The sequence below is a fragment of the Litchfieldella rifensis genome (assembly GCF_042646605.1).
GTDB classification, from domain to species: domain Bacteria; phylum Pseudomonadota; class Gammaproteobacteria; order Pseudomonadales; family Halomonadaceae; genus Litchfieldella; species Litchfieldella rifensis.
Genome location: NZ_JBHRUG010000017.1, coordinates 36,281 through 58,431 on the forward strand (window position 1 = coordinate 36,281; position 22,151 = coordinate 58,431).

Annotated in this window: 19 protein-coding genes and 1 other RNA gene; 12 read left to right on the forward strand and 8 right to left on the reverse strand. The window is 63.3% G+C overall.

What is annotated here, in order from left to right; all coding sequences use genetic code 11:
• Window positions 1–132: 132 nt before the first annotated feature.
• The 4 genes from ACFOEV_RS07270 to ACFOEV_RS07285 form a co-directional block, all read right to left on the reverse strand.
• Window positions 133–447, reverse strand: coding sequence for a YqjK family protein (locus ACFOEV_RS07270; protein WP_386772474.1), 315 nt, complete (start codon window positions 445–447; stop codon window positions 133–135).
• Window positions 437–829, reverse strand: a complete 393-nt coding sequence (locus tag ACFOEV_RS07275; protein ID WP_386772475.1) for a phage holin family protein — start codon at window positions 827–829, stop codon at window positions 437–439. The genes ACFOEV_RS07270 and ACFOEV_RS07275 overlap by 11 nt, the downstream gene beginning before the upstream one ends.
• Window positions 829–1,161: a DUF883 family protein gene (locus ACFOEV_RS07280; protein WP_386772476.1), complete on the reverse strand. Its 333-nt coding sequence runs from the start codon at window positions 1,159–1,161 to the stop codon at window positions 829–831. Before ACFOEV_RS07280 ends, ACFOEV_RS07275 begins: the two co-directional genes overlap by 1 nt.
• Window positions 1,162–1,237: 76 nt before the next feature.
• Window positions 1,238–2,197, reverse strand: coding sequence for a phospholipase A (locus ACFOEV_RS07285; RefSeq protein ID WP_386772477.1), 960 nt, complete (start codon window positions 2,195–2,197; stop codon window positions 1,238–1,240).
• Window positions 2,198–2,442: 245 nt separating this feature from the next.
• Between ACFOEV_RS07285 and mscK the strand changes: the two genes are divergently transcribed.
• Entirely contained in the window at window positions 2,443–5,793 is a 3,351-nt protein-coding gene (gene mscK / locus ACFOEV_RS07290; protein WP_386772478.1) for a mechanosensitive channel MscK, read from the forward strand.
• A gap of 31 nt (window positions 5,794–5,824) precedes the next feature.
• Here mscK and ACFOEV_RS07295 read toward each other — a convergent pair whose 3' ends face one another.
• A complete protein-coding gene (locus tag ACFOEV_RS07295; protein ID WP_386773054.1) occupies window positions 5,825–6,589 on the reverse strand; it encodes a TlyA family RNA methyltransferase in 765 nt (254 codons plus the stop codon).
• Between the two features lie 141 nt (window positions 6,590–6,730).
• Here ACFOEV_RS07295 and ACFOEV_RS07300 point away from each other — a divergent pair, with 141 nt between their 5' ends.
• Window positions 6,731–7,786, forward strand: coding sequence for an AbrB family transcriptional regulator (locus ACFOEV_RS07300; protein WP_386772479.1), 1,056 nt, complete (start codon window positions 6,731–6,733; stop codon window positions 7,784–7,786).
• A gap of 8 nt (window positions 7,787–7,794) precedes the next feature.
• Here the strand turns inward: ACFOEV_RS07300 and ACFOEV_RS07305 are convergent, their stop codons facing one another.
• Both ACFOEV_RS07305 and ACFOEV_RS07310 read right to left on the reverse strand, forming a co-directional pair.
• On the reverse strand, window positions 7,795–9,774 hold the full coding sequence (locus ACFOEV_RS07305) for a hypothetical protein (protein ID WP_386773056.1): 1,980 nt from the start codon (window positions 9,772–9,774) through the stop codon (window positions 7,795–7,797).
• Window positions 9,775–9,855: 81 nt separating this feature from the next.
• The gene (locus ACFOEV_RS07310; protein WP_386772480.1) at window positions 9,856–11,079 is read right to left on the reverse strand and encodes an ATP-grasp domain-containing protein; all 1,224 of its coding nucleotides are present in this window, start codon (window positions 11,077–11,079) and stop codon (window positions 9,856–9,858) included.
• A gap of 215 nt (window positions 11,080–11,294) precedes the next feature.
• Here ACFOEV_RS07310 and ffs point away from each other — a divergent pair.
• The 7 genes from ffs (at window position 11,295) to ACFOEV_RS07345 (ending at window position 16,681) form a co-directional block, all read left to right on the forward strand.
• An RNA gene (gene ffs / locus ACFOEV_RS07315) (signal recognition particle sRNA small type) lies at window positions 11,295–11,391 on the forward strand.
• Between the two features lie 474 nt (window positions 11,392–11,865).
• Window positions 11,866–13,689 carry a DNA polymerase III subunit gamma/tau gene (gene dnaX / locus ACFOEV_RS07320; protein WP_386772481.1) on the forward strand — a complete coding sequence of 608 codons (1,824 nt, stop codon included), beginning with the start codon at window positions 11,866–11,868 and terminating at the stop codon, window positions 13,687–13,689.
• A gap of 53 nt (window positions 13,690–13,742) precedes the next feature.
• A complete protein-coding gene (locus ACFOEV_RS07325; protein WP_386772482.1) occupies window positions 13,743–14,069 on the forward strand; it encodes a YbaB/EbfC family nucleoid-associated protein in 327 nt (108 codons plus the stop codon).
• A 74-nt stretch (window positions 14,070–14,143) separates the two neighbouring features.
• Entirely contained in the window at window positions 14,144–14,749 is a 606-nt protein-coding gene (gene recR / locus ACFOEV_RS07330; protein ID WP_386772483.1) for a recombination mediator RecR, read from the forward strand.
• Window positions 14,750–14,800: 51 nt separating this feature from the next.
• Window positions 14,801–15,931: a ribonuclease D gene (gene rnd, locus ACFOEV_RS07335; RefSeq protein ID WP_386772484.1), complete on the forward strand. Its 1,131-nt coding sequence runs from the start codon at window positions 14,801–14,803 to the stop codon at window positions 15,929–15,931.
• Entirely contained in the window at window positions 15,928–16,233 is a 306-nt protein-coding gene (locus ACFOEV_RS07340) for a YcgL domain-containing protein (RefSeq protein ID WP_386772485.1), read from the forward strand. The genes rnd and ACFOEV_RS07340 overlap by 4 nt, the downstream gene beginning before the upstream one ends.
• 1 nt (window position 16,234) lies before the next feature.
• A complete protein-coding gene (locus ACFOEV_RS07345) occupies window positions 16,235–16,681 on the forward strand; it encodes a YcgN family cysteine cluster protein (protein WP_386772486.1) in 447 nt (148 codons plus the stop codon).
• 24 nt (window positions 16,682–16,705) lie between these two features.
• Here ACFOEV_RS07345 and ACFOEV_RS07350 read toward each other — a convergent pair whose 3' ends face one another.
• Window positions 16,706–18,775, reverse strand: coding sequence for a S9 family peptidase (locus ACFOEV_RS07350; RefSeq protein ID WP_386772487.1), 2,070 nt, complete (start codon window positions 18,773–18,775; stop codon window positions 16,706–16,708).
• 75 nt (window positions 18,776–18,850) lie between these two features.
• On the opposite strand from ACFOEV_RS07350, the gene ACFOEV_RS07355 reads away from it, so the two are divergent.
• Genes ACFOEV_RS07355 through ACFOEV_RS07365 form a run of 3 tightly spaced genes read left to right on the forward strand, consistent with a single transcriptional unit; the run spans window position 18,851 to window position 21,953 of the window.
• Window positions 18,851–19,291, forward strand: coding sequence for a hypothetical protein (locus tag ACFOEV_RS07355; RefSeq protein WP_386772488.1), 441 nt, complete (start codon window positions 18,851–18,853; stop codon window positions 19,289–19,291).
• 9 nt (window positions 19,292–19,300) lie between these two features.
• A complete protein-coding gene (locus ACFOEV_RS07360) occupies window positions 19,301–21,133 on the forward strand; it encodes a VWA domain-containing protein (RefSeq protein WP_386772489.1) in 1,833 nt (610 codons plus the stop codon).
• Window positions 21,126–21,953, forward strand: coding sequence for a class II glutamine amidotransferase (locus tag ACFOEV_RS07365; RefSeq protein ID WP_386772490.1), 828 nt, complete (start codon window positions 21,126–21,128; stop codon window positions 21,951–21,953). The genes ACFOEV_RS07360 and ACFOEV_RS07365 overlap by 8 nt, the downstream gene beginning before the upstream one ends.
• The last annotated feature ends 198 nt before the right edge of the window (window positions 21,954–22,151 follow it).

Genomic DNA, 22,151 nt, shown 5'->3' on the forward strand with positions numbered 1-22,151 from the left:
GCCCATGCGGTGTTAAAAATCAAGATCAAAATGCTCATTTACAACCCGTAAACTCCGCCTTTTCTCTGATTTTTGCCTGGCCTGGCCTTCGCTCGTCGACTTTTCAGACAAAGTCTATCAGATAAAGCTTCTTCAGCGATGTCCCAGTAGCAATCGCTGGGCGCGACGCAACAGCAGGATGCCAGTGGCGAGGCGTCTTCCCCTGCGCAGTAGCGTACGAGGATGGCGAACGCTGCTTAGCAGCACGATACTGCCGATGGCCGCGAGTGGAACCTTGAAGCGCATCAGGCCGTGCCAGGCGCTGTCGATGCCGCTGCTGGCTTCGCGCCAGCGATTGGACGCGACCAGCATGTCGATGCGCTGTTGCTCGATGCGTATTTCCAGTGCGGCCTTGCGCTGGGCACGTTGCTGACTCGCCGACAGGCGGGGAGCGCGGTCACGATTCATCGCGCCTCTCCAATATCTCGCGGTCGGTCGCGAGGTGCTTGAGGGTGCTCTTCAAGAGCGTGGGACGGCTGGCCAGCCGACGAACCCAGAGCACCAGGCCGGCCCCGCTACCCAACAGCACGCCGGCAGCGATGCCAATGGCCATCAAACGGTTGCTGTCCCAGAAGATCACCACCACGAGCAAGGTGATCATGGCCAGTCCCAGCAACAGCAGGATCAGGCCCAACCCCGCCAGCAGCAGCAGCGTGATCAGCCGGGCTCGTTCCTCTTCCAGTTCCAGCACGGCGAGACGCAGTCGCGTCTCGCCGGTGCTGATCAAACTGGTGATCAGTCGCTTGGTGGCACCGAACAGGCGCTCCGCCGGTCCCTGGCTATCACTCATCAACGACGCCCGATCAGCATGCCGATCACGACGCCTACGATGGCGCCGATACCGACGCTGGTCCAGGGATTGTCGTGAACGTATTTATCACAGGCATCGACCTGTTCGCGAACGCTGTCACGGGCTTCTCCGTAGAGCTTCTCGCCACGCGCCTCGAGGCGCTCGCGGGTATCATGCAGGCGCTGCTGGGCGCGCTCGCGCATTTCCTTGATGTTGCTCCGCGAGTCGTCGGCAGTCGCCTTTACCAGCTCCTCGACGGTATGGGAGAGGTGTCGCAGATCGGCCTTGAGCTGCTCGGTGTTGGCTTCGGTACTCGGTTTGCGGTTTGCCATCTAGGTCTTCCTCTGACGATGAATGACGTCATCAGCATAGCAGGCGTCCACATCGCCTTACTATCAAGCAGGCATCTCAGCGTTGAGCTTGGCTGCCGGAGAAAAGGGGGTTCAGGCTGAAGCCCAGGCTCAGGCGATTGTTGCGGTGATCGTAGTCGATCAGGCTTTCCCCGTAGCCATAGTAGTACTGTACATAGCCTCGCACGTTGCCGAACATCGGCCAGGAATAGTCGAGCTGGGTGCCCATGTTGCCGGCGCTGGGGTTCCCTCGTACCAGCAGGCTGGCTTCGTGGTCGTCGTTGATGCGCCGGGCGATGCTGATGTCGCCATAGCCCATGAAACGCTCGATGTCGGGATTGTCGTCATCACCCTCCGACTCCGGAACCCGCCAGTGTGGCGCCACGCTCACCGCCCAGTCGCCACGCTGGAAGATGGTTTCGGCATAGATCCGGTTCCAACTGCGCGACAGTTCGCCAGACTTGCCGTTGGACTGATGATTGAAGGCGATCCGGTTCTGGGTATTGGTCCAGCCGAACAGCGTCAGGTCGTTGTCGAAGCTGACGAAGACTTCCGGTTCGAAGTTGGTTTCGCGGAAGGGGGCCGAGTTATCGGAGTTGTAGGCCTGCCACCAGCTCCGCTGGGTATAGGCGAAGAATAGGTCGCCATTGTCGCCGAACATGTCCTCGACCAGGCTGAATTTGGCACTGAACTGGAACTTGACCTCGGCGTTGTCGGCCACGTCGTCTCCCGAGATTTCGCGGAAATCCTCGCCATTGGGGTTGGCGTTGTAGCTCCAGGGCATCAAGTAATTGCGACGATAGGCCGTGATCGCAAAGGGATTGAGGCTCGATTCACGCTCGAGTTCGCGCCGCTCTTCGGCTTCTTCCAGAACGGCGTTGCTGGGGGCTTCCTCGTCGGCCTGCGCCAGTTGATCACGCAGATCTTCCAGCTCGGTGGTCAACGCTTCGATGCGCGCTTCAATGGCTTCTCGTTCAGCCGGAGTCAGATCGTCCTGATCGGTTGAGTCGATTGCCATGACGCCGGGTGCTTGTGTCAAGCTCAGGAGCACAAGCCCGTAGAGGATGGCGAATTTAGCCGATGTCATGTGCAACACCACCTTGGTAGGGAAAAAATCATCAGAGGCCGTTTCTACCATGCCGCCAGCTTAAGTCAATCATTGCGACAAAAGCCTCTCCAGTGATTGCCAAGCCGCCACGCTGGATTGACAATCGCCGCCATGGCCGCGGATCGGCGGCGAGGCGATGGGGCAGAAGCGACACGATGAGCACATATGGTAGCCACGGGCGGGCGGGATCATGGCGGCGATGGGCGGTGTGGCTGCTGGGGTCGTGGCTGCTGTGGTCGGTGAGCTTGGGGGGGCAGGCACAAGAGGTGCCCTTGCCGGAGCGTAGCGAGGTAGCGGCAAGGCTTCAGGCGCTGCAGGCCGCCGAAGCGCCGCTGGACGAAACACAAACGCGCGACTTGGAAGCCTTGGGGGCGACGCTGGCCGCCCTCGATGAGCGCGATGCCCTCGAGCAGCGCCTTGCCGAGTTGGAGCAACAGGTGCAGCAGGCTCCCGACGAGCTGCTGCGTCTGGAACGCGAGTTGTGGCGCCTGGAGGAGCAGCCGTCGACCTTGTCGGCGGCAGACCTGGACGGTTTGCCGCTCGAGGAGTTGGAGGCGCGGCAGCAGGAGTCGTTGATGACCCTGCAGCGCTTGCAGGATCAGCAGGCAGGGGTCAATGCCAGCCTGATCGCCACCCAGACGTTACCCGAGCGGGCCCAGCAATCGATCGCCGAGACCATGCAACGCCTGGAGCAACACCGGCGTGAACTGGAAGACGCCGAGCGTCAATCCAAGCGCCTGGACGACCCGGCCATGATGGCCTTGCGCGCGAAGCAGCAATTGGCCGAACTGGAGTTGCGTTATCACCAGCGTGAGCTGATCGGAAATACCCGTCTGCGTGAACTGGCCATGCAGCGCCGAGATTTGCTCAACCGCCAACTGCAAGAGGAAGAGACTCGCCTGTCGCTGTTGCAAAGCGTGGTCGACCGCCAGCGTCGCCTGCAATCGGAGCAGGCCATCGCCGACGCCGCCCGTGACGATCCGCTGATCGCCGCCGGGCATCCTGTGGTCCTGCGTGCCCAGCAGATCAACCGCGATTTGAGCCTGGAACTGCTGCGGGCCACTGATCGTACCAATGCGTTGGTACGCCAGGGGATCGAAGTGCGCAGCGAACTCGACCGGGTGCGCCAGTTGCAGCGCAGCCTCACCGAGCAGATCGATGCCATTCGCGGCAGCCTGCTGCTGTCGCGGATCCTGCGTGAGCAGCAGCAGGCTCTGCCGCGGGTCGATGCCCGGCGAGACCTGCAGGAAGAGATTGCCGACCTGCGCCTCAAGCAGTTCGATCTCGGCCGCCAGCGCGACAGCCTGCGCAATGCCGAGCGACTCGCCAGCCAGCGTCTGGAGGAGGCCGGCGTCGAGGTCACGCCGGGACTGATCGATTCGCTGCAACGTCTCTATCATTCGCGCCGCGAGTTGGTCGACCAGCTCGAACAGGAATACGGCGACTTGCTGACGGCGTCGATCGATCTGCAACTCAACCAGCAACAGTTGCTGGAGATAAGCCGTGAGCTGCGCACCATCATCGACGAGCAGTTGTTCTGGGTGGCCAATGGGCGGCCGCTGGACATGTCCTGGCTACGTCAATTGCCGACCACGTTTCGACTGCACCTGATCGAGGGAGAGTGGCGAGAGTCGATGGCCAGCTTGTGGCAGTGGCCACGATCGGCGGCCGGCTGGGGAGTGCCGGTGCTGCTGTTTGCCATCGCCCTGCTGGGATGTCGGCGGCGCATCCAGGCGCAGTTGCAGACGCTGCATTCGGAAGTCGGGCGGCTCAAGCGCGATTCGCAGCGCCATACCCCGCTGGCGATCGGTCTCAACCTGTTGCTGGCGATACCGGGCCCGCTGGCACTGGCGGCCATGGGCACGGCACTGGTGCTCGGCGGCGACGGCGTTGCCGAGCCGCTGGGGCAAGCGGTGTGGCAATTGGCGCTGGCCTGGGCGGTCATCGCCTTCTGCCGGCGGCTGCTGGTCCGCGATGGTGTGGCGACCAAGCATTTCACCTGGCCGGCCGGCTATGTGGCGAGGCTGCGCTGGCTATTGCTGTGGCTGGGAGTGGCACTGATTCCGGTACTGTCGATCAGTCGCCTGACCCAGGACGCGGGTGCCACCCTGGCTGAGCGCCCGTTGTCGCTGCTGCTGATGACCGTGGGGCTGGTGGCGATGAGCACGGTGATGGTGCGCCTGATCCTTGCCCACACGCCCTATTTCGGTGTCAAGCTGTTCCGGCTGCTGCTCGGCCTCGCGCTGGCCACGGTGCCATTGATGTTGTTGCTGCTGATCGCGCTGGGCTATGAATATACCGCCCTGAGTCTGGTGGAGCGCTTTATCGTCACGGTGTATCTGCTGGGGCTATGGGTGCTGGTCGAGGCCACGGTGGTGCGGGGGTTGGCGGTGGCGGCGCGCCGCCTGGCCTATCGTCGTGCCCTGGCGCGCCGCCGTGCCCAGGTGCAGGAAGGGGCGGAAGGGGGCTTGGAAGTGGTCGAGGAGCCGCCCCTGGACATGGAGCAGGTCAACCAGCAGTCGCTACGGCTGTCCAAGCTGATCCTGTTCCTCGGCTTCAGCGTGGTGCTGTACCTGGTGTGGGCCGACTTGCTGGCGGTGCTGGGCTATCTCGATCAGGTGGCGGTCTGGGAGGGGACGCGCGGTGAAGGCGAAGACATGCTCTCCACGGCGGTGAGCGTGGCCGATATCTTTACCGCCATGGTCATCATCGCCCTGACGCTGATCATGGCGCGCAACCTGCCGGGCCTGCTGGAAGTCATGGTGCTGTCACGCCTGACCCTCAAGCAGGGGAGCGCCTATGCCATTTCCTCGCTATTGTCCTACACCATCGTGGGAACCGGGGTGGTAGTGGCGCTGGCGACGCTGGGAGTCTCGTGGGGCAAGCTGCAATGGCTGGTTGCGGCATTGGGTGTCGGCCTGGGCTTCGGCCTGCAGGAGATCTTCGCCAATTTCGTCTCGGGGCTGATCATTCTCTTCGAGCGACCGGTGCGTATCGGCGATACGATCACCCTGGGCAACCTGCATGGCACGGTCAGCCGTATCCGCATTCGTGCCACCACGGTGATCGATTTCGACCGCAAGGAGATCATCATCCCCAACAAGACCTTCGTCACCGACCAGTTGATCAACTGGTCGCTGACCGACAACGTCACGCGCGTGGTGCTCAACATCGGCGTGGCCTATGGCTCGAATCTGGCGTTGGTGCATCGGCTGTTGCGCCAGGCTGCCGACGAGAACTCGCGGGTGCTGGCCGATCCCGAACCGCAGGTGTTCTTCATGAGCTATGGGGCGAGCACCTTGAACTTTGAGCTGCGCATCTTCGTCGATGCCCTGGCCGACCGGCTTTATGCCGTCGATGAAATCAACTTGAGAATTGACGAACTGTTCCGCGAGCATGGCGTGGAGATGGCCTTCAACCAGTTGGATGTGTGGCTGCATAATTCCGAGGGTCAGGCGGTGCAGGTGATGTCGAAGCCCGGGCCGTCTGCCGCCACCGGGACGTGATGCGGCAGCACGTTTGCCGTGACGAGGCCGCTTAGCGGCGGCGGGCGTGAAGCAGGAATTCGCGGTTGCCGTCACCACCGAGGATGGGGCTGTCACGCCAGATGAGAATCGTCAGGCCATGCTCGCTGCAGCAGGCGCGGAGCCGCGACTCGACCTCGGCGTAGAGCGCCGGGTCGGTGACGATTCCGCGCTCGTTGACCTTGCCGGGGCCGACCTCGAATTGCGGTTTGATCAACGACAGCAGCTCGCCACCCGGCGGCAGCAGGCGTGCCAGCTCAGGCAGGATCAGGGTCTGGGAAATGAAGGATACGTCCATCACCGCGAGGTCGAGTCCGTCGGGAGCATGATCGGCGAGGGCGTGGCGTAACCTGTCGTCGTTGGCCATGGCCCGGGCATTGAGTCCTTCCAGGCAGGTCACGCGCGGGTCGCCACGCAGCTCGGGATCGAGCTGCGCGTGGCCGACCTCGACCCCTATCACGTGGCGAGCCCCGAAGCGCAGGGCGCAGTCGGTGAAGCCCCCCGTCGATTGCCCCACGTCCAGCACCACTTTGCCGTCCAGGCGCAGGGTAAGGCTTTCCAACAATGCCTCGAGCTTGAGCCCGGCGCGGGACACGTAGCGCTCTTCGGGATCCTCCGTCACCGCCAGGCGCACGTCGTCGGGCCATTTCTCGCCGGGCTTGGTCAGCACCCGACCGCTGTCGGCCAGGCTCACCCGGCCATGGCGGATCAGCCGCTGCGCGCGGGTACGGGAGCGGGCCAGGCCCTGGGTGACGAGCAGTTGGTCGAGTCGAAGCATGCGCAAGGGAGAACAGGTAGCGGCGAAGAGACGCATTATAGCGATTTGCCCAGTGTCATGCTGGGGGAGGCGGTGCACCCGGACAGAGAATGACCCGCATGGCATAATGAAGCCGTTAGCAGGGTAATCAAGGAGCGAGGCGTGAACCACACCACGGCATGGGCATTGGGCAGGGCATTGGCGGTCGGTGCCGTGGGTGGCGTGATCTTCCAGATGACCGGCATGCCGTTGGCATGGATGCTGGGACCCTTGGTGGCGAATCTGATCGCCTCGGCGCGTGGCCATGATGTGCGGGTGCCGGAGCCGTTGCGGGAGGTCTTCCTGGGTGTGCTGGGCATGGTGCTGGGCAGCCAGGTGACACCGCGACTGGCCGAGCGGGTGCTCGACTGGCCGCTTTCGGCGGCGCTTCTCCTGCTCGGGGTGGCGGTGTCCACGTCCGCGGCGGTGGCGTGGTATCGGCGCTGCGGCTTCGACCCGGTAAGCGCCTGGTTTGCGTCTGCCCCCGGGGCGATGACGGCGATGATCATGTTGGGCGACAGGTGTGGAGGTGAACCGCAACGGATCGCCATCGCCCAGTCGCTGCGCATCGTGCTGGTGGTGTTGATCCTGCCGCCGCTGTTCTGGGCTTATGAGGGCGAGGCCACGGATGGCGAGGCCGTGATGCGGACGCTGCAGGATCCGTGGTTGCTGTTGGCGTTGCCGTTGCTCATGCCTTTGGGGCGTTTGCTGAAGTTGCCCAGCCCGACGCTGTTGGCGCCGCTGGCCTTCACGGCGCTGCTCTCCGGGTTCGATATCGCCAGCCTGCAGTTGCCCGACTGGGGAATGAACCTGATGCTGTGGGTGCTGGGCAGTGCCATCGGCTCGCGTTTCAAGGGCCTGTCGCGCGGGCGCTTCGGCAAGTATCTGTTTCAGGCCGTGGTGGCAACGTTGGTGGCACTGGGCGTGCTGGCGGTATTCGCCGAACTCATTCACCAGTTACTCGGCGTTCCCCGTGACGTGGCGTTGCTGGCGCTGGCCCCGGGCGGCATCGGCGAGATGGCGATCCTGGCCGTGGCGCTGGAAATCGACCCCATCTTCGTCGCCTTTCACCACCTTCTGCGCATGATTGCGCTGATGCTGTTCGCCCCGTTCTGGGCCCGCTACCTGCAGCGCCGCTATCCCGACATACGTCGTCCCGAGCCGTCGCCGAAACGCTGAGCCGTGGCTCAGCGTTTCGGGCCGGGATCGGCCTGCAGGTCGGTGGGGGGGACCCGGTCGGCGCCCCAACTGCGATGAACATAGCCGATGACCCGGTCGAGCTCTTCCTGTGGCACGTTGGCCAGCTCGCCGTGTTCCAGCGGGTCGTAGTGGAAGATGTAGAGTCGTGAGGCGAACTGCTCGAACGGCAGCGAGGCTTCCCCGAAGCGTTCGCCGTTGCCGGCGGTGCTGACCTTGAGGCCGTCGCCCCAGTCCTGGCCGCTGTCGTTGTTGGGGTTGAAGAAGTAGGCACGCATGACATCACTGGGGTCGAGCGTGACCCGCAGCAGTGTGATGGCATGCCAGCCGATGAAGCGGGCCGCACTGTCGGTCACCGCGATGCCCGCCGGCTGGGGATGTATCAGTGGCTGATTGCCATTGTAGAAGGGGTGGTAACTGGCATAGAAATGACGCAGAAAGTCCTCGAGTTCGTGCAGTTGACCGGTGGCGACATCGACATTGATGCGAAAGCCGCGCCCGGACCACCAGCCATGGAACTCGGGGTTGACCCAGCGATGCGGGTCGCCCTCGCGGCCAATGCAGCGGCGGCCCATCTCGGCATAGATGCGGTCGAGATGCGGGACCACCAGCAGCGACACCGGGTCCAGATCCATGGGCAACTCCTTGGACACTCCCGACAGGCTGGCCATCGAGGAGAGCGGCATGCCCTCGAAGTGCATGATGATCTCGTCGTCGCGGGCCGCCCAGGCCACCATCTGCAGCAGGTAATCGGGGTCGTTGTAGGCCCACATCGACAATGCGCGTGCCGACTGGCAGGTGGGATTGTTGCCCTGGCCCACGCCCAGTGGCAAACCGAGCATGCATAGCACGCCTTCCAGCAGCCTGGCCTTGGGAGTCACGGCATCGCCATAGGCGAGTCGCAGGCGTAGCTGCGACCACTCCGACAGTGGCAAGGCAACCTGGCGCCACATCGCCGGGGCGACCGGCGGTTGGTAGAGAATGCCGCGCTCGAGCATCAAGGCCAGACCGTAGACCGCCTGGGCCGAGGCGGGATGCACGGCTTCCTCGATCAGCGCCTGGATCAGTTGGCGATAGCACAGCAGGCAGTCACGACCGGTGGACGAGAGCCCCAAGGCTTCCGACAGCAGGTGGTCGCCGTGGTCGAGCAGGTAACGTAGCAACACCGCATGGTAGGGCGATACCAGGCCGGTATCGTGCATGGCGCGGGCGAACCCGGTGGCCTCGTACTGCAGGGCGCCACTGTCCATCGATTCCAGGCGTTCGCGATAGACATCCACACCCGGATCCTCGCGGGAGGCCTGGGTCGCGCCGTAGAGGCTGCTGATCAGGCGGTCCGCGCCCTGGCCGCTGGTGCCCAGGTCGATGTCGGGGTTGGTTCGGCAGATGGCGATCTGGGTGATCATCCGCTTGACCGGTTCGACCTGAATCGGGCGCTGTTGCAGGATGCGCCAGATCTCGTCGATCAGTCGGTCGATGACATGCTCGTAGCCGATTTGCTCGGCCAGATGCTTGAACAGGGAACGGGGCACCTGAGCCAGGCGACCCTGGGTCTCGCGCTCCGCCTCGCTGGGTGGCATGAACAGCAGCTCGAGGTTGATGGCCAGTACCTGGGTTAGGTAGTGATGGGCCTGCTCGGCGGAGATCAGCGGGTGAATATAGTCGCCATTGGCCACCGCCAGCATGCGCAGCTCGCTCAGGGCTTCGAGCACTACGGTGTCGGCATCGGCGCTCTTCAGCGAGTGGGTCGTCAGCGTCGGAATCAGGATCTGCGGAAAGGCCCAGTCGGATCCCTGGAAGATGCCCGCCGCCTCCAGCGTTGGCGCCCGTGCCTGCAGGGCGGCGGCTCCGCCGTCCTGCAACAGGACACGCCGGGCGGTGTCCAGCACCCGGCGAGTCTTGAGCGGCTTGGCGAAATCCTGGGCTTGCGCGAGGATCTCAGTGGCCTCGTCCAGCTTGGGCAGCAACATGCCCAGCTTGCTGTCCTGGTTACCATGTTGGCCGTCTTCGATAGTCACGCAGACTCCTTATCCCCTTGGGCTTAACGGGGATTATACATAGAAGTCGAGTTCTTCCTGATGTTTCAGCAGGTCGCGCAGCGTGTGGGGGTCGTCGCCGAAGAAATACAGCAACCCCCAGTGGGTGCCGAACGCGGTCCGCTTGGTGACGGTTTCCTCGAGCGGTGGGGTCAGCTCGTGGGACTCGAAGTAGGGATGATCTTCGGTCTCTTCGGGCATTTCCAGGCGACTGACCACACGCCGGCGCGGATAGACGCCGAAACAGCCGGCATGCCCCTTGGCATCGACGACTTCCGTGGGGAAGAACGTGGTGATCTCTTCCTCGGTGGTCTTGGGGTCGAACGACAGGATCAGGCCCTGGTAGGCGTTGAAGCCGTAAGCGCGTTCGAGCAATTCGAAGACCTTGAAGCCGGGTGGCCGGTAGGCGACCTCGCCGAAGTACATCTCGCCGTCGCTGGTGACGAAGTATTCGGGGTGAATGAAACCGAAGTCGATGTCGAACGCCTTGATCAGCTTCTCGATCTGCGCGGTGATCTGTGGGCGGTATCGCTCCAGTTCCGGCGTTGCCGGTACGAACACCGAATAACCCAGGGTCACATACTCGGAAATGTTCAGGAAGCGGATCTTGCCGTCATGGATCCAGGCTTCCACGGCGAATTCCCAGCCGTCCAGATGCGACTCCATCAACACCGGGAATTCCTCATCGGGGATGGTATCCACCTCGTCGGGCGTGCGGATCACCCGATGGCCCAGGCACCCGGCCTTGTCGAAGGCCTTGAGGTGGATGGGGTCGTTGGGGTCGCCATCGAGCTTGAGCAGGGTCTGGTTGACGCGTTTGAGAAAGCGGATCACATCCCCGTGGTCATGCGCTTCCTCGAAGATCCCTACACGAATCCCGCCGAGCTGGGCACGTCGCTTCATCAGCGCCTTGTCACGCAGCAGCAGCGACTGGCCATAGAGCCGTGGTTTGTCGAGCAGCACGGAGTTGATGGCGCCGGCCCACTCCACGGTTTCCTCGAACAGGGGGATGGCGACGTTCACCCCCATGTCCTTGAGTGTTTCGGCGATTTCCATGGAACGGTCGTTGAGACGTTCGAAATTCCATGACACATAGGGAATATCGTGTGTTTCGCAATATTCCTGCGCCCAGTCGGGAGCGACGACCACGTAGCGCCGGTCGAAATTCTCCGCGGCCTCGACCGCGTTCAGGCTCCAGCCGAGCAGGGCGATATAGCCCTTGCTTGGATCCTTTTTCATGGTGGCACCTTCCGATTGATGATTGGTTAGACTAACCGTACAGCCTTAAGCATAGCGTAGCTACCCGGGTGGCCAGCCAGGGGAGGGCGGGCTTGCTAGGGCGGAGGCCCGCTGTTATAGTGCGCTCGCACTCGAGACAAGCCATTTGCCGCAATGGTTCGCCGAGTGGCTCGGCAGCGGGCATCGCGCCCCGCCGACATCGTGATGGTGGTCCTCGTCGGTCCTCCCGCAACGCGAAACCGCAAACCCCGCCAGGCCCGGAAGGGAGCAACGGTAGTGGTGGATGCGTGTGCCGGGATGTGGCTGTCGGGGGCCGCCTCCATTCTAGGTATCCTCCCTCTGTCTTTAATCTCTGGTTTGTTCCTTCTCCAGAACCACGCTCATTGGCGCGGAAATACCACAACGTCCAGATAGTCCCGTAGTGCGTCCTGCCTCAGCTGACTCTCCCTGTGGTGGTCGGGGAGGTAAGTATGCGTAAGTCAGCGCGTGCCGGGCGACTTCGTTTTGTCAGGCTGCTATTCTCTATTTCCTGTGCGGTAACGACTTGGCCAGATGGTGGCAGGGTCGGTGCCGATCCTCTCGCCACCATCTGGCCAATGCCGTCGCGCTGGCGGTAGCGGTGCGACAGTGCATCGAACAAGCCGAAGGTGGGGCATGAAAAAGCAGGCAAGGCCGGTGGCCGCTTTTCGCCCTTGCCCCCAGCCGCTAGTATAATGGGTTATCGTTTGGCGCCGGCTTGTCTCCGGTCTGGACGCCTGTCATCCCGCTGCAAGGATCCCGCGCTGCATGAGCTATCAGGTACTGGCCCGCAAATGGCGGCCGCGCACCTTCCATGAACTGGTTGGGCAGGATCACGTCCAGCGTGCACTGGTCAATGCGCTCGACCAGGGACGGCTGCATCATGCCTATCTGTTCACCGGTACCCGGGGCGTGGGTAAGACCACCCTGGCGCGAATCCTCGCCAAGTGCCTGAACTGCACGGCCAAGGGTGACGACGACAGCGCCGTGACCTCGACACCCTGCGGGCAGTGTGATAGCTGCCGCGCGATCGACGCCGGCCGTTTCGTCGACCTGATCGAGGTCGATGCCGCGTCGCGCACCAAGGTCGAGGATACCCGCGAGCTGCTCGACAACGTGCAGTACGCCCCGACCCAGGGCCGCTTCAAGGTGTACCTCATCGATGAGGTGCATATGCTCTCCACCCACAGCTTCAACGCCCTGCTCAAGACGCTGGAAGAGCCGCCGCCGCATGTGAAGTTCCTGCTGGCGACCACCGATCCGCAGAAGTTGCCGGTCACCGTGCTGTCGCGCTGCTTGCAGTTTTCGCTCAAGAACATGCCGCCGGAGCGTATCGTCGAGCACCTGAGCAAGGTGCTGAACGCCGAAAGCGTGCCTTTCGACGAGAGTGCCCTGTGGCTGCTTGGCAAGGCGGCCGATGGCTCGATGCGCGATGCCATGAGCCTGACCGATCAGGCCATCGCCTTCGGTCAGGGCGAAGTACGCCATCGCGATGTGGCGGCGATGCTGGGAACGCTAGATCATCGTCATCTGCTGGCGCTGATCGAGGCCTTGGCCGAGGTGGATGCTAGCCGGGTGTTGGCCGAGGTCGCGGCGCTGGCCGAGCAGGGTCCGGACTTTGCCGGGGTGCTCGATGACCTGGTTGGCGTGCTGCACCGGCTGGCGGTTGCCCAGATGGTGCCGGATGCCCTGGACAATGGCCACGGCGATCGTGACACGTTACTGGCGCTGGCCGCGCGTTTCACCGCCGAGGATGTTCAGCTCTATTACCAGATCGGCCTGCAGGGGCGTGGCGATATGGACCATGCGCCGGATGCACGCACGGCACTGGAGATGACTCTGCTGCGCATGCTGGCCTTCCGCCCTCAGGGCGTTCCCAAGCCGGCGCAGACGCCATTGCCGCTGAAGGCGACACCCCGCGGGGGAGCGTCGTCTGGCGAGGCAGAGGGGGCGCCGGGTTCGTCTCCGGAAGCGGCGCCGCCAGACGCCACTGAGGCGGTGGTGGCCCCTGTCGCTGACGAGCCCGCCGTGTCGGAGGAACCACCCCCATGGGAATCACCGCCGACGCCGGCAATGCCGGAGGAGGCCGAGCCTCGGGCGGTGGTCGAGCCACAGCCCGATACCGCAATGCCGCCTGCCGAACCCCTTGCGGCAGCAGCCGACGAGCCTGCTGCAGCGCCGGCCCAACAGGGCGAGTTCGATCACGCCGCCTGGCTCGAGCTGTTCGAACGCCTGGAACTGGGTGGCCTGACACGCAACCTGGCCGCGCATTGTGTGGTCGATAGGGATGACGGCACATTGCTGTCGCTGCGTCTCGATCCCTCGCAGGCCGCCATGAATGCCGAGGTGCATGTCGAGCGGGTGCAGAAGGCGCTGGCGAGTGTGGGTGTCGTACGGCGGTTGTCGATCGTCGATGGCGAACTGCCGGCCGGAGTCGAGACGCCCAAGGCGCGCGCCGACCGCCACACGGCCGAGCGACATGCCCAGGCGGTTGAAGCGTTGCAGGAGGACCCGCATATCCAACAATTGCAGCATGCCTTCGGTGCCCGCCTGCTCACGCGCACCGTGACGCCTCACAACCGGGCCGGTTAGGGACGTCCAGCCGGTTTACACAAGCTTTCCAAGTCGATCCACGAGGTGACATCATGATGAAGGGTGGAATGGGCAACCTGATGAAACAGGCCCAGGAAATGCAGGAAAAGATGCAGCGCGCTCAGGAAGAGGTCGCGCGTGCCGAGGTCACCGGTGAAGCTGGTGCGGGCATGATCAAGGTGACCATGAACGGGCGTCATGATGTCAGCCGTGTCGACATCGATCCCAGCGTCATGGAAGAAGACAAGGAGTTGCTCGAAGACCTGCTGGCCGCCGCGGTCAACGATGCGGTGCGCAAGGTCGAAGCCAATTCGCGGGCCAAGATGGAAGAGGCGACCGCCGGGCTCAATCTGCCGCCGGGTTTCAAGATGCCCTTCTAGGCACTGACGCAGGTTGTCCGCTTTTTTGCCGTGTCCGATCATCGTTCGCCGACTTTTCATTCAGAGCCTTGGATATGAGCTTTTCTCCTCTCGTCGACCGCCTGCTTGAGTCGCTGCGGGTATTGCCCGGGGTCGGTCCCAAGACCGCCCAGCGCATGGCATTGCACCTGCTGGAGCGCGATCGTGAGGGTGGTCGACGCTTGGCGCACATCATGGCCGAGGCCCTGGAAGAGGTCGGCTATTGCCAGCGTTGCCGTACGCTGACCGAAGAGGAGCTGTGCCTGCTATGTCGCAGCACGCGCCGTGATGAGCGTCTGCTGTGTGTGGTGGAATCGCCCGCCGATATGCTGGCGATCGAGGAAGCCGGCGGTTATCAGGGACAGTACTTCGTACTGCATGGGCACCTGTCGCCGCTGGATGGCATCGGTCCCGAGGATATCGGCCTCGACCAATTGGAAGCGCGCCTCGACGAGGGGGGAATCGAGGAGGTGATCCTTGCCACCAACCCGACTGTCGAGGGCGAAGCCACGGCCCATTACATTGCCATGCAGTTGACGGGCAGTCGCCTGCGCCTGTCGCGGCTAGCCTATGGGGTACCCATGGGTGGCGAGCTCGAATATGTCGATGGCGGCACGTTGAGCCGCGCCTTCAATGGCCGTCTGCCTTTCACCGGTGAGTGATCCTGCCTTGCTCGTTTCAGCCATTATTTCTCGCCCTAGCCGGAATCCCCTATGTCTTTAGACCCCGAAATCCATTGGATCGATACGCCCGCCGCTCTCGATGCTGCCTGCGCCGAGCTGGCTGCGGCCGAGACCGTGGCACTGGATACCGAGTTCTTCCGTGAATCGACGTTTCATCCGGTGCCCGCCCTGTTGCAGCTGTATGCGGGCGGGGCGGTGTATCTGGTCGATCCCCAGGCGCTAGCGGCCACACCGGCATTGCGTACCCTGCTCGCTGGCGGTCCCTTGAAGCTGTTGCATGCTTCCAGCGAGGATCTGGAGGTGATTGCCAGCTGGGCCGGCGTGCAGGTGTCGCCCCTGGTGGATACCCAGGTCGCCCAGGGACTATTGGGCGAGGATCCAGCCATGGGCTATCAACGCCTGGTCGAGCACTGGATCGGTGAGACGCTGCCCAAGGACGAAACACGTTCCAACTGGCTGGAGCGGCCGCTGTCCGAGGCGCAATGTCGCTATGCAGCGCTGGACGTGATCTATTTGCTGGAAGTTTGGCATGCCCAGCGCGACGCTCTCGAGGCCCGAGGCCGCCTGCACTGGCTAGAGGCCGACTGCAAGGAGCTGCTCGCTCAGGCTGGGCGCGACGACGATAGCGATGGCCAGTGGTACCGTCGCCATCGCCAGTTATGGCGGCTTGGTCCCCGCCAGATCGAGGCCTACCGGCGCCTGACGACCTGGCGCGAGGGCGAGGCGCGACGGCGGGATCGGCCGCGTGGTTGGCTGATCAGTGACAAGCTGTTGTATGCCATTGCCGAGCGAATGCCGGAAAATCGTTATGAATTGGCCGCCATCGAGGGTCTGAAACCCCCCTTGGTCAAGCGCGAGGGCGATACCCTGCTGACCCTGGTGAAAGAGGCCCGCCATCTCGACGCTGACGAGTTGCCGCCGGCAATGCCGTCGCCGATGAGCGGTCCCTTCAAGAAGCGGCTCAAGGCCCTCAAGCAAGTCGTCAACGATGAGGCAGAACAACTCGGCGTGGCTCCGGAGCTGTTGCTGCGGCGGCGTGAGCTGGAGGCCGTGGTCACCGCGCATCTCGAACGCCGCTCGTTGCCCTTGCCGCGCGGCTGGCGCGGTGAGAGGCTGGCAGCCCCCTTGCAGCAGGCCCTTGAACAGGTAGAAACGTCATGAGCCGAACCGCCGCTGACAAGTTGTTGTGCGAAATCTTCAAGAGCCCACGCAAGGACGAGATGTATCTGTATGTGGACAAGCGCCACGGCCTGGTGGATGTGCCTGAGGCTCTGCTCGAAGGATTCGGCGAGCCCCAGTCCTTGATGACCTTGATTCTGACCCCGGACAAGCGGCTGGCGCGGGCCAAGGCAGCGGATGTCATGGCATCGATAGACGAGAAGGGGTACTACTTGCAGATGCCGCCGGGAAAGGAGGCGTATCTGCTGGATTTGTATCGGACGCCGACCGAGAGTCGCTATTGAGATGCGTGAGCGTTTCTGGGAGCGCTTCTCCCTCGATGAACTGACGAACGAGGAGTGGGAGGCGCTGTGCGATGGCTGCGGCCAGTGCTGTCTCCTGAAGTTCGAGGACGAAGACAGCGGTGAGGTGGCGACCCTCGATGTCGCCTGCCAGTTACTGGATACCCGGAGCTGCCGCTGCAGCGATTATGCGAACCGGTTCGCCAAGGTGCCGGGCTGTATCCGCCTGACACCCGAGCGTATCGATGAGTTTCGCTGGTTGCCCAAGTCCTGCGCCTATCGTCGCCTGCATGAGGGGCGTCGGCTGGCGCGGTGGCATCCGCTGATTTCCGGCGATCCAGCCAGTGTGCATCGTGCCGGCATCAGCGTAGCCAGTTATGCCGTGTCGGAGCGCGACGTTCCCGACGACGAGTTGGAAGATCATATCATCGCGATCCTGCCTATCGACTAGGGCGAGTTCCCCCCCTCGTATCGATCACGTTTCTGCCAGACCCAGCGCCCACAGGATGAAGGCGTCCTGGCGTGCATTGTCGTGCCACGCCTTGAAGCGGCCGGAAGCACCGCCGTGCCCGGCAGCCATGTCGGTTCGCAGCAGTGCCGGGCCTCGGGCGCTGGCCAGTTCGGAGAGGCGGGCGTAAAGCTTGGCGGGTTCCCAGTAGGGGACGCGCGAGTCATGCCAACTGCCCTGCAGGAATACGCTGGGGTAGGGAAGATTCGCCAGGTTATCCAGCGGTGAATACGCGCGCAGGCGCCGACGTACCGCGGGCTCGCTGGGATTGCCCCATTCGGTGTATTCGGCGGTGGTCAGCGGCAGGTCGGGATTTTCCATGGTGCGCAACACGTCGACGAAGGGGACGTCGAGTACCGCGGCGCAGAAGGCTTGCGGCGCCAGGTTGAGGCTGGCACCCACCAACAGGCCGCCAGCGCTGGCACCATAGGCGGCGATGCGTGCGTCATCGGCGAGACCGGCCTCGACCAGGGCGTCGCGAGCGGCGAGAAAATCGCGGAAGCTGTTTTCCTTGTGTTCGAGTTTCCCGGCCAGGTACCACGGCTCGCCGCGGTCGCCACCGCCACGCACATGGGCCACGGCGAAGGCCACGCCGCGTGACAGGAGTTCCAGTCGTGCCACCGAGAACCAGGGGTCGAGCACTTCACCATAGGCGCCATAACCATACAGGAGCGTGGGTAGCGGCCGTTGCCCGAGCAGGTCGGTACGCGCCACCACCGAGACGGGAATGCGTTCGCCATCGTGCGAAGTGGCCCACAGCCGTCGGCAGACGAGTTGCTCTGGCTGCAGGTCGCCATGGATCGGCTGCACCTTGAGCAGGCGACGCTCACCGCTGTCGAGATCATGTTCGATCCAGCGCACCGGCAAGGTGAAGGACTCCTCCCGCAGGCGCAAGCGGCGCTCATCGAAATGCGGCGCATCGCCAAGCATCAGGCTGCAGGGGGCTTCCGGCAGCGGCAGTCGCTCATCGCGCAGCAAGCGGTGGGCGGCGTCGAGTTCGATTACGCGTAGGTGCACTTGGGCTTCGTTGTGGTCGCGCTCGGTAATCACCAATCCCCAATCGAAGGCGTCTACGCCTTCCAGGGTGTGCTCACGACGATGGGCGATCAGTGGTTGCCAGTCGTCTGGCGTGTCTTGCCTGGCGATATCGAGCTGGAAGTGGGGCGCCTTGCGATTGTGCAGCACATAGAAATAGCCGGGACGATGCTCGATAGCATATTCCACGCCGTTCTCGCGGGGCCGAACGCAACGCGGCAATGTCGCCGGTGCTTGTGCGGGGACCAAGTGACATTCCGAGGTGTCCTTGGAGGCGGTCTCGAGTACCAGCCAGGCTCGGGAGCGAGTCTTGCCCAGTCCTACCCAGAATTCCGGGTCGGCCTCTTTGAACATCAGCACCGGCGATACCGGGTCGGCGTCGATGCTTAGTCGCCAGATGCTATCCGGCCGCTGGGTCGCATCATAGCGAGTCAACAGCAGGCTGCGATTGTCCTCGGCCCAGGTCAGCTCCGGCCCGATGTCGCCGAGTAGTTTGCGCGGTTCGCCATCGGGCAGGTGCTTGAGGTACAGGTCGAAGTATTCGTCGCCATTGGTGTCTTCGGTCCACGCCAGCCACTGTTCGTTGGGCGATATGGTCATGTCGCCAAGTTCGAGATAATGGTGCTCGGCGGCCCGCGCCTGGAGATCGAGAAAGCAGGTTGCCGCCGAGGGGTCGCCAAGGGGGTGACGCCACCACCGGGGGTAGTCGGCGTCCGCGGCGGTCTCACTCCAGTAGGTATAGTGATCCAGCGGCGTCGGCAGGCCGGTGACGGCCAATTCGCGGCGCGCCAGGTGTCCCTGATACAGGGTTTCAACCAGCGGCTCCAGGGGCGTGAACCAGCGATCGAACTGGGCATTGGCCGCCTTGAGGAAGGCCTCTACCTGTTGGTCGTCGCGTTGCTCCAGCCAGTGCCAGTCCGGGTCTTGCGGGCGGCGGAAGGCCTCGGCGGGCGACGCGGTGCTGGAAGGGGCGGCGTTGACACTGGGCGGCTGTGCTTTCATGTGCTGCGGTGTACCATATTCATTGAAGTTCGTCTGAAAACGGGCGTGATTGAAAACGCGCACCAGGAGACATGCATGTTGATTTCCGATTCGATACCGTTACTTTGGTTGACGTATGTCCTATTGTCGCTGGTAGTACTGGTTACTGGCTACCTGGGAATTCGTTTCCTGCCGTTTTTGCCGCGTCTGGTGATTACCGGGATGGTGGCCGGAAGCTTGTGGATGCCAGCCCGCTTCTCGTTGCCGTTACTGGAAGAGGGCGAGTTCTATACCGGCCTGGCGCCGGCAGTGGTTGTGGCGGGGGTCTCCTTTCTCCAGCATGAGGGAGGGGCCTTTGCCTCGGCCATGACCTTTCTACTGGTGGGCGTGGCCATCGGAGCGGCGACCGGCGTAGCCTTGTGGGTGTTGTGGCGGCGCCGCGGCGACAATGATGGCAATGGGGCCAAGAAGGAACGGGCCCCAAGACGGGCGGACAAACCGGCGACCGGTAAACGCCGTGAGCCGGTAATCGGGTAAGGGGATGCCATGCGCGTCATCGTGAGGTTGGGCCTGTGCTGCCTATTGCTGTTGTCGTCTCCCTTGCTGCTTGCGCAGCCAGCAAGTTCCTCGCATCCGGATGTTCGCGTGATCTTCGATGTCTCGGGAAGCATGAAGGACAATGATCCCGATCAGCTCAGTGCCAGTGCCCTGGAGTTGCTGGTGACCCTGTTGCCTTCGGGCGTGCACGGAGGACTGTGGACCTTCGGCGAGTCTGTCGACAACCCGGTGCCGGTGGGCCCGGTCGATTCCCAATGGCGTCGTCAGGCACTGCAGGTGGCGCCGGCGCTTGCCGAGTATCAACAGTTCACCGATATCGAGGAGGCCGTGCGTCAAGCCAGCAACTCATCCGGTGAGGGGCGCCGGCATCTGATCCTGCTGACCGATGGCAGGATCGACCTGCCCGGGACGACGAGCGGCCAGGCGGCACGCAATGCCGAGTCGCGGCGTCGGCTGTTGGACGAACTGGCGCCCAGGCTTGCCGAGCAGGGGGTGGTCATTCACGCCATCGCCTTTTCGCCCGATGCCGACCTGACCATGGTCGAACAGTTGGGGCATGCCACCGATGGGCTGGCAACCGTGGTCGAGACACCGGAAACCCTGTTGCGTGCTTTCCTGGGCATCTTCGAGCGCATCTTTCCCGTCGATCAGGTGCCGTTCGAAGGGGGGCGTTTCACCATCGATCCGGAGGTGGAATCGTTCTCGGCGCTGTTGTTCCATGATCCCGAGTCTCCCCCCTTGACCCTGATCGACCCCGAAGGGCGGCGCTATCGGGCGGACGACCATCCCGAGGGCATGCATTGGCAAAACGAGTCGCGCTTTGACCTGATCACCATTCCCGATCCCCGTGAAGGGGAATGGCGCGTGGAAGGCGAGTTCAGTGCCGATAGCCGGATCAGTGTCGACTCCTCGTTGGCACTGCGCACCTCGGAATTGCCGGCCACACACTATCTGGACTTCGACCTGCCATTGTCCGCCTGGCTGGTGCGCGATGGCGCTCCCCTGACAGCGAAAGCATTGCCGGGTGATCTGCGAGTGCGTGCCGAGTTGCGGGGCCTCGATGGCGCCGTTCAGTCGGGAGTGGCACTCGAGGAAGACAATGGCCGTTTCGAGGGCGTGCTACCCGCCCCGTCGGTGACCGGCAATGCAAGTCTGGTGGTCGATGCCGACAGCGCGGAGTTCCAGCGCCAGCAAGTGCAGGCGATGAACGTGCTGCCGGCGATCAGCGCGAACCTCGGGAGACGGGCGCGTGAGGTCATATTGAGCGCCGAGCATCCGCGTCTCGATACGGAGAATACCCGGCCGCATGCCGAGTTGCAGGGAGAATCGCTGGAGGTCGACACCGCCGGCGAGCGGCGCTGGCGAGTCGACCTGCCATCCCTCGATCCCGATATCAGTGTCCCCCTGCTGCTCAGCGCCACCATTACGCTGGATGGCCAGACACGCGAGATTCGCCTACCACGCTTGATGCTCAATACCGACGCCCAGATCGGCCTCGGCGAGGCGCGCATCGAGGGCATGCAAGCCGAGCGGCTTCCGGAGACCCCCGCCGCTGATCCCGACTCCAAGCCAGAAGAGGAAGTGCAAGCCGATCTGGCGGTACGCATCGGCTTGGCGATCAATGCCCTGCCGCGACAGGCTCAGTCGCTGTGGCGTGAGGTGCAGCCCGGGGTCGAGCGCCTGGCGCGTACCCATGGAGACGACCTTCGGCTGTGGGTTCTGATCGCGGGTGCCGCGCTGCTGATGATGGTGCTCGTCCTGTGGCGCCGGGCCAACCGCCGCCGGCGCCGCCGTCGGCATGTGGAGGAGCCGCATGTGTGAGCTACTGGGCATGAGTGCCAATGTGCCCACCGATATCTGCTTCAGCTTCACCGGCTTCCTGCATCGTGGCGGGGGCACCGGCCCCCATCGCGACGGTTGGGGCATCGCCTTCTACGAGCAGGGGGGCTACCGCGATTTTCGCGATCCGCATCCCTCGGTGGACTCACCTATCGCCCGAATGATATGCGAATACCCGATCAAGTCGCACGTGGTGATCAGCCATATCCGCCAGGCCAATGTCGGGCAGGTGCGTCTGGCCAATACCCACCCCTTCACCCGCGAGATGTGGGGGCGACAGTGGAGTTGTGCCCATAATGGCCAACTGAGCGGGTGGCAGGAACTGCCGCTGGCTTTCTATCGGCCGGTGGGCGATACCGATAGCGAACATGCCTTCTGCTTTTTGATGGGAGAGCTGCGCCGTCGCTTCAGTGAACCGCCCGCGTCTCCCGAGCCCATGTGGCAATATTTGCATGAACTCTGTGAACGTCTGCGTGGATTGGGCGTCTTCAACCTGTTGCTTTCCGACGGCATCTACCTGTATGCCTATTGCGCCACCAAGCTGGCGCATATCACCCGACGAGCTCCCTTCGGCAAGGCCAGGCTCAGTGACGCCGAGTTGAGCGTGAACTTCGTCGAACATACCACCCCCAATGATATCGTTTCGGTGCTGGCGACCGAGCCGCTCACCGATAACGAGCGTTGGGTGCGCATGACGCCTGGCGAGTTGCTGGTGTGGCGAGCTGGCGAAATCCAGGCCCGTTTGGAGAGCGATGAGCAGCAAAGGCACGGCGACAAGACACCCGAAGCCCGAAGCTCGTAGCCATCGGGCGGTTATGCCGTGCCGGGTGATTCTCCCGCTTGCGCTTCTGGAAAAGCCACATACGCTTTACCCATAAGAGGTAAGCATTTCGGACCGTGGGCCGCTATCGGTCATCCGATCAAAAGGTTCAATCGATAGTTTCAATCGCTCGTTTTACAGCGTTGCATGCCTTGGTATAAGGTAAGCCCAGCTCACCCT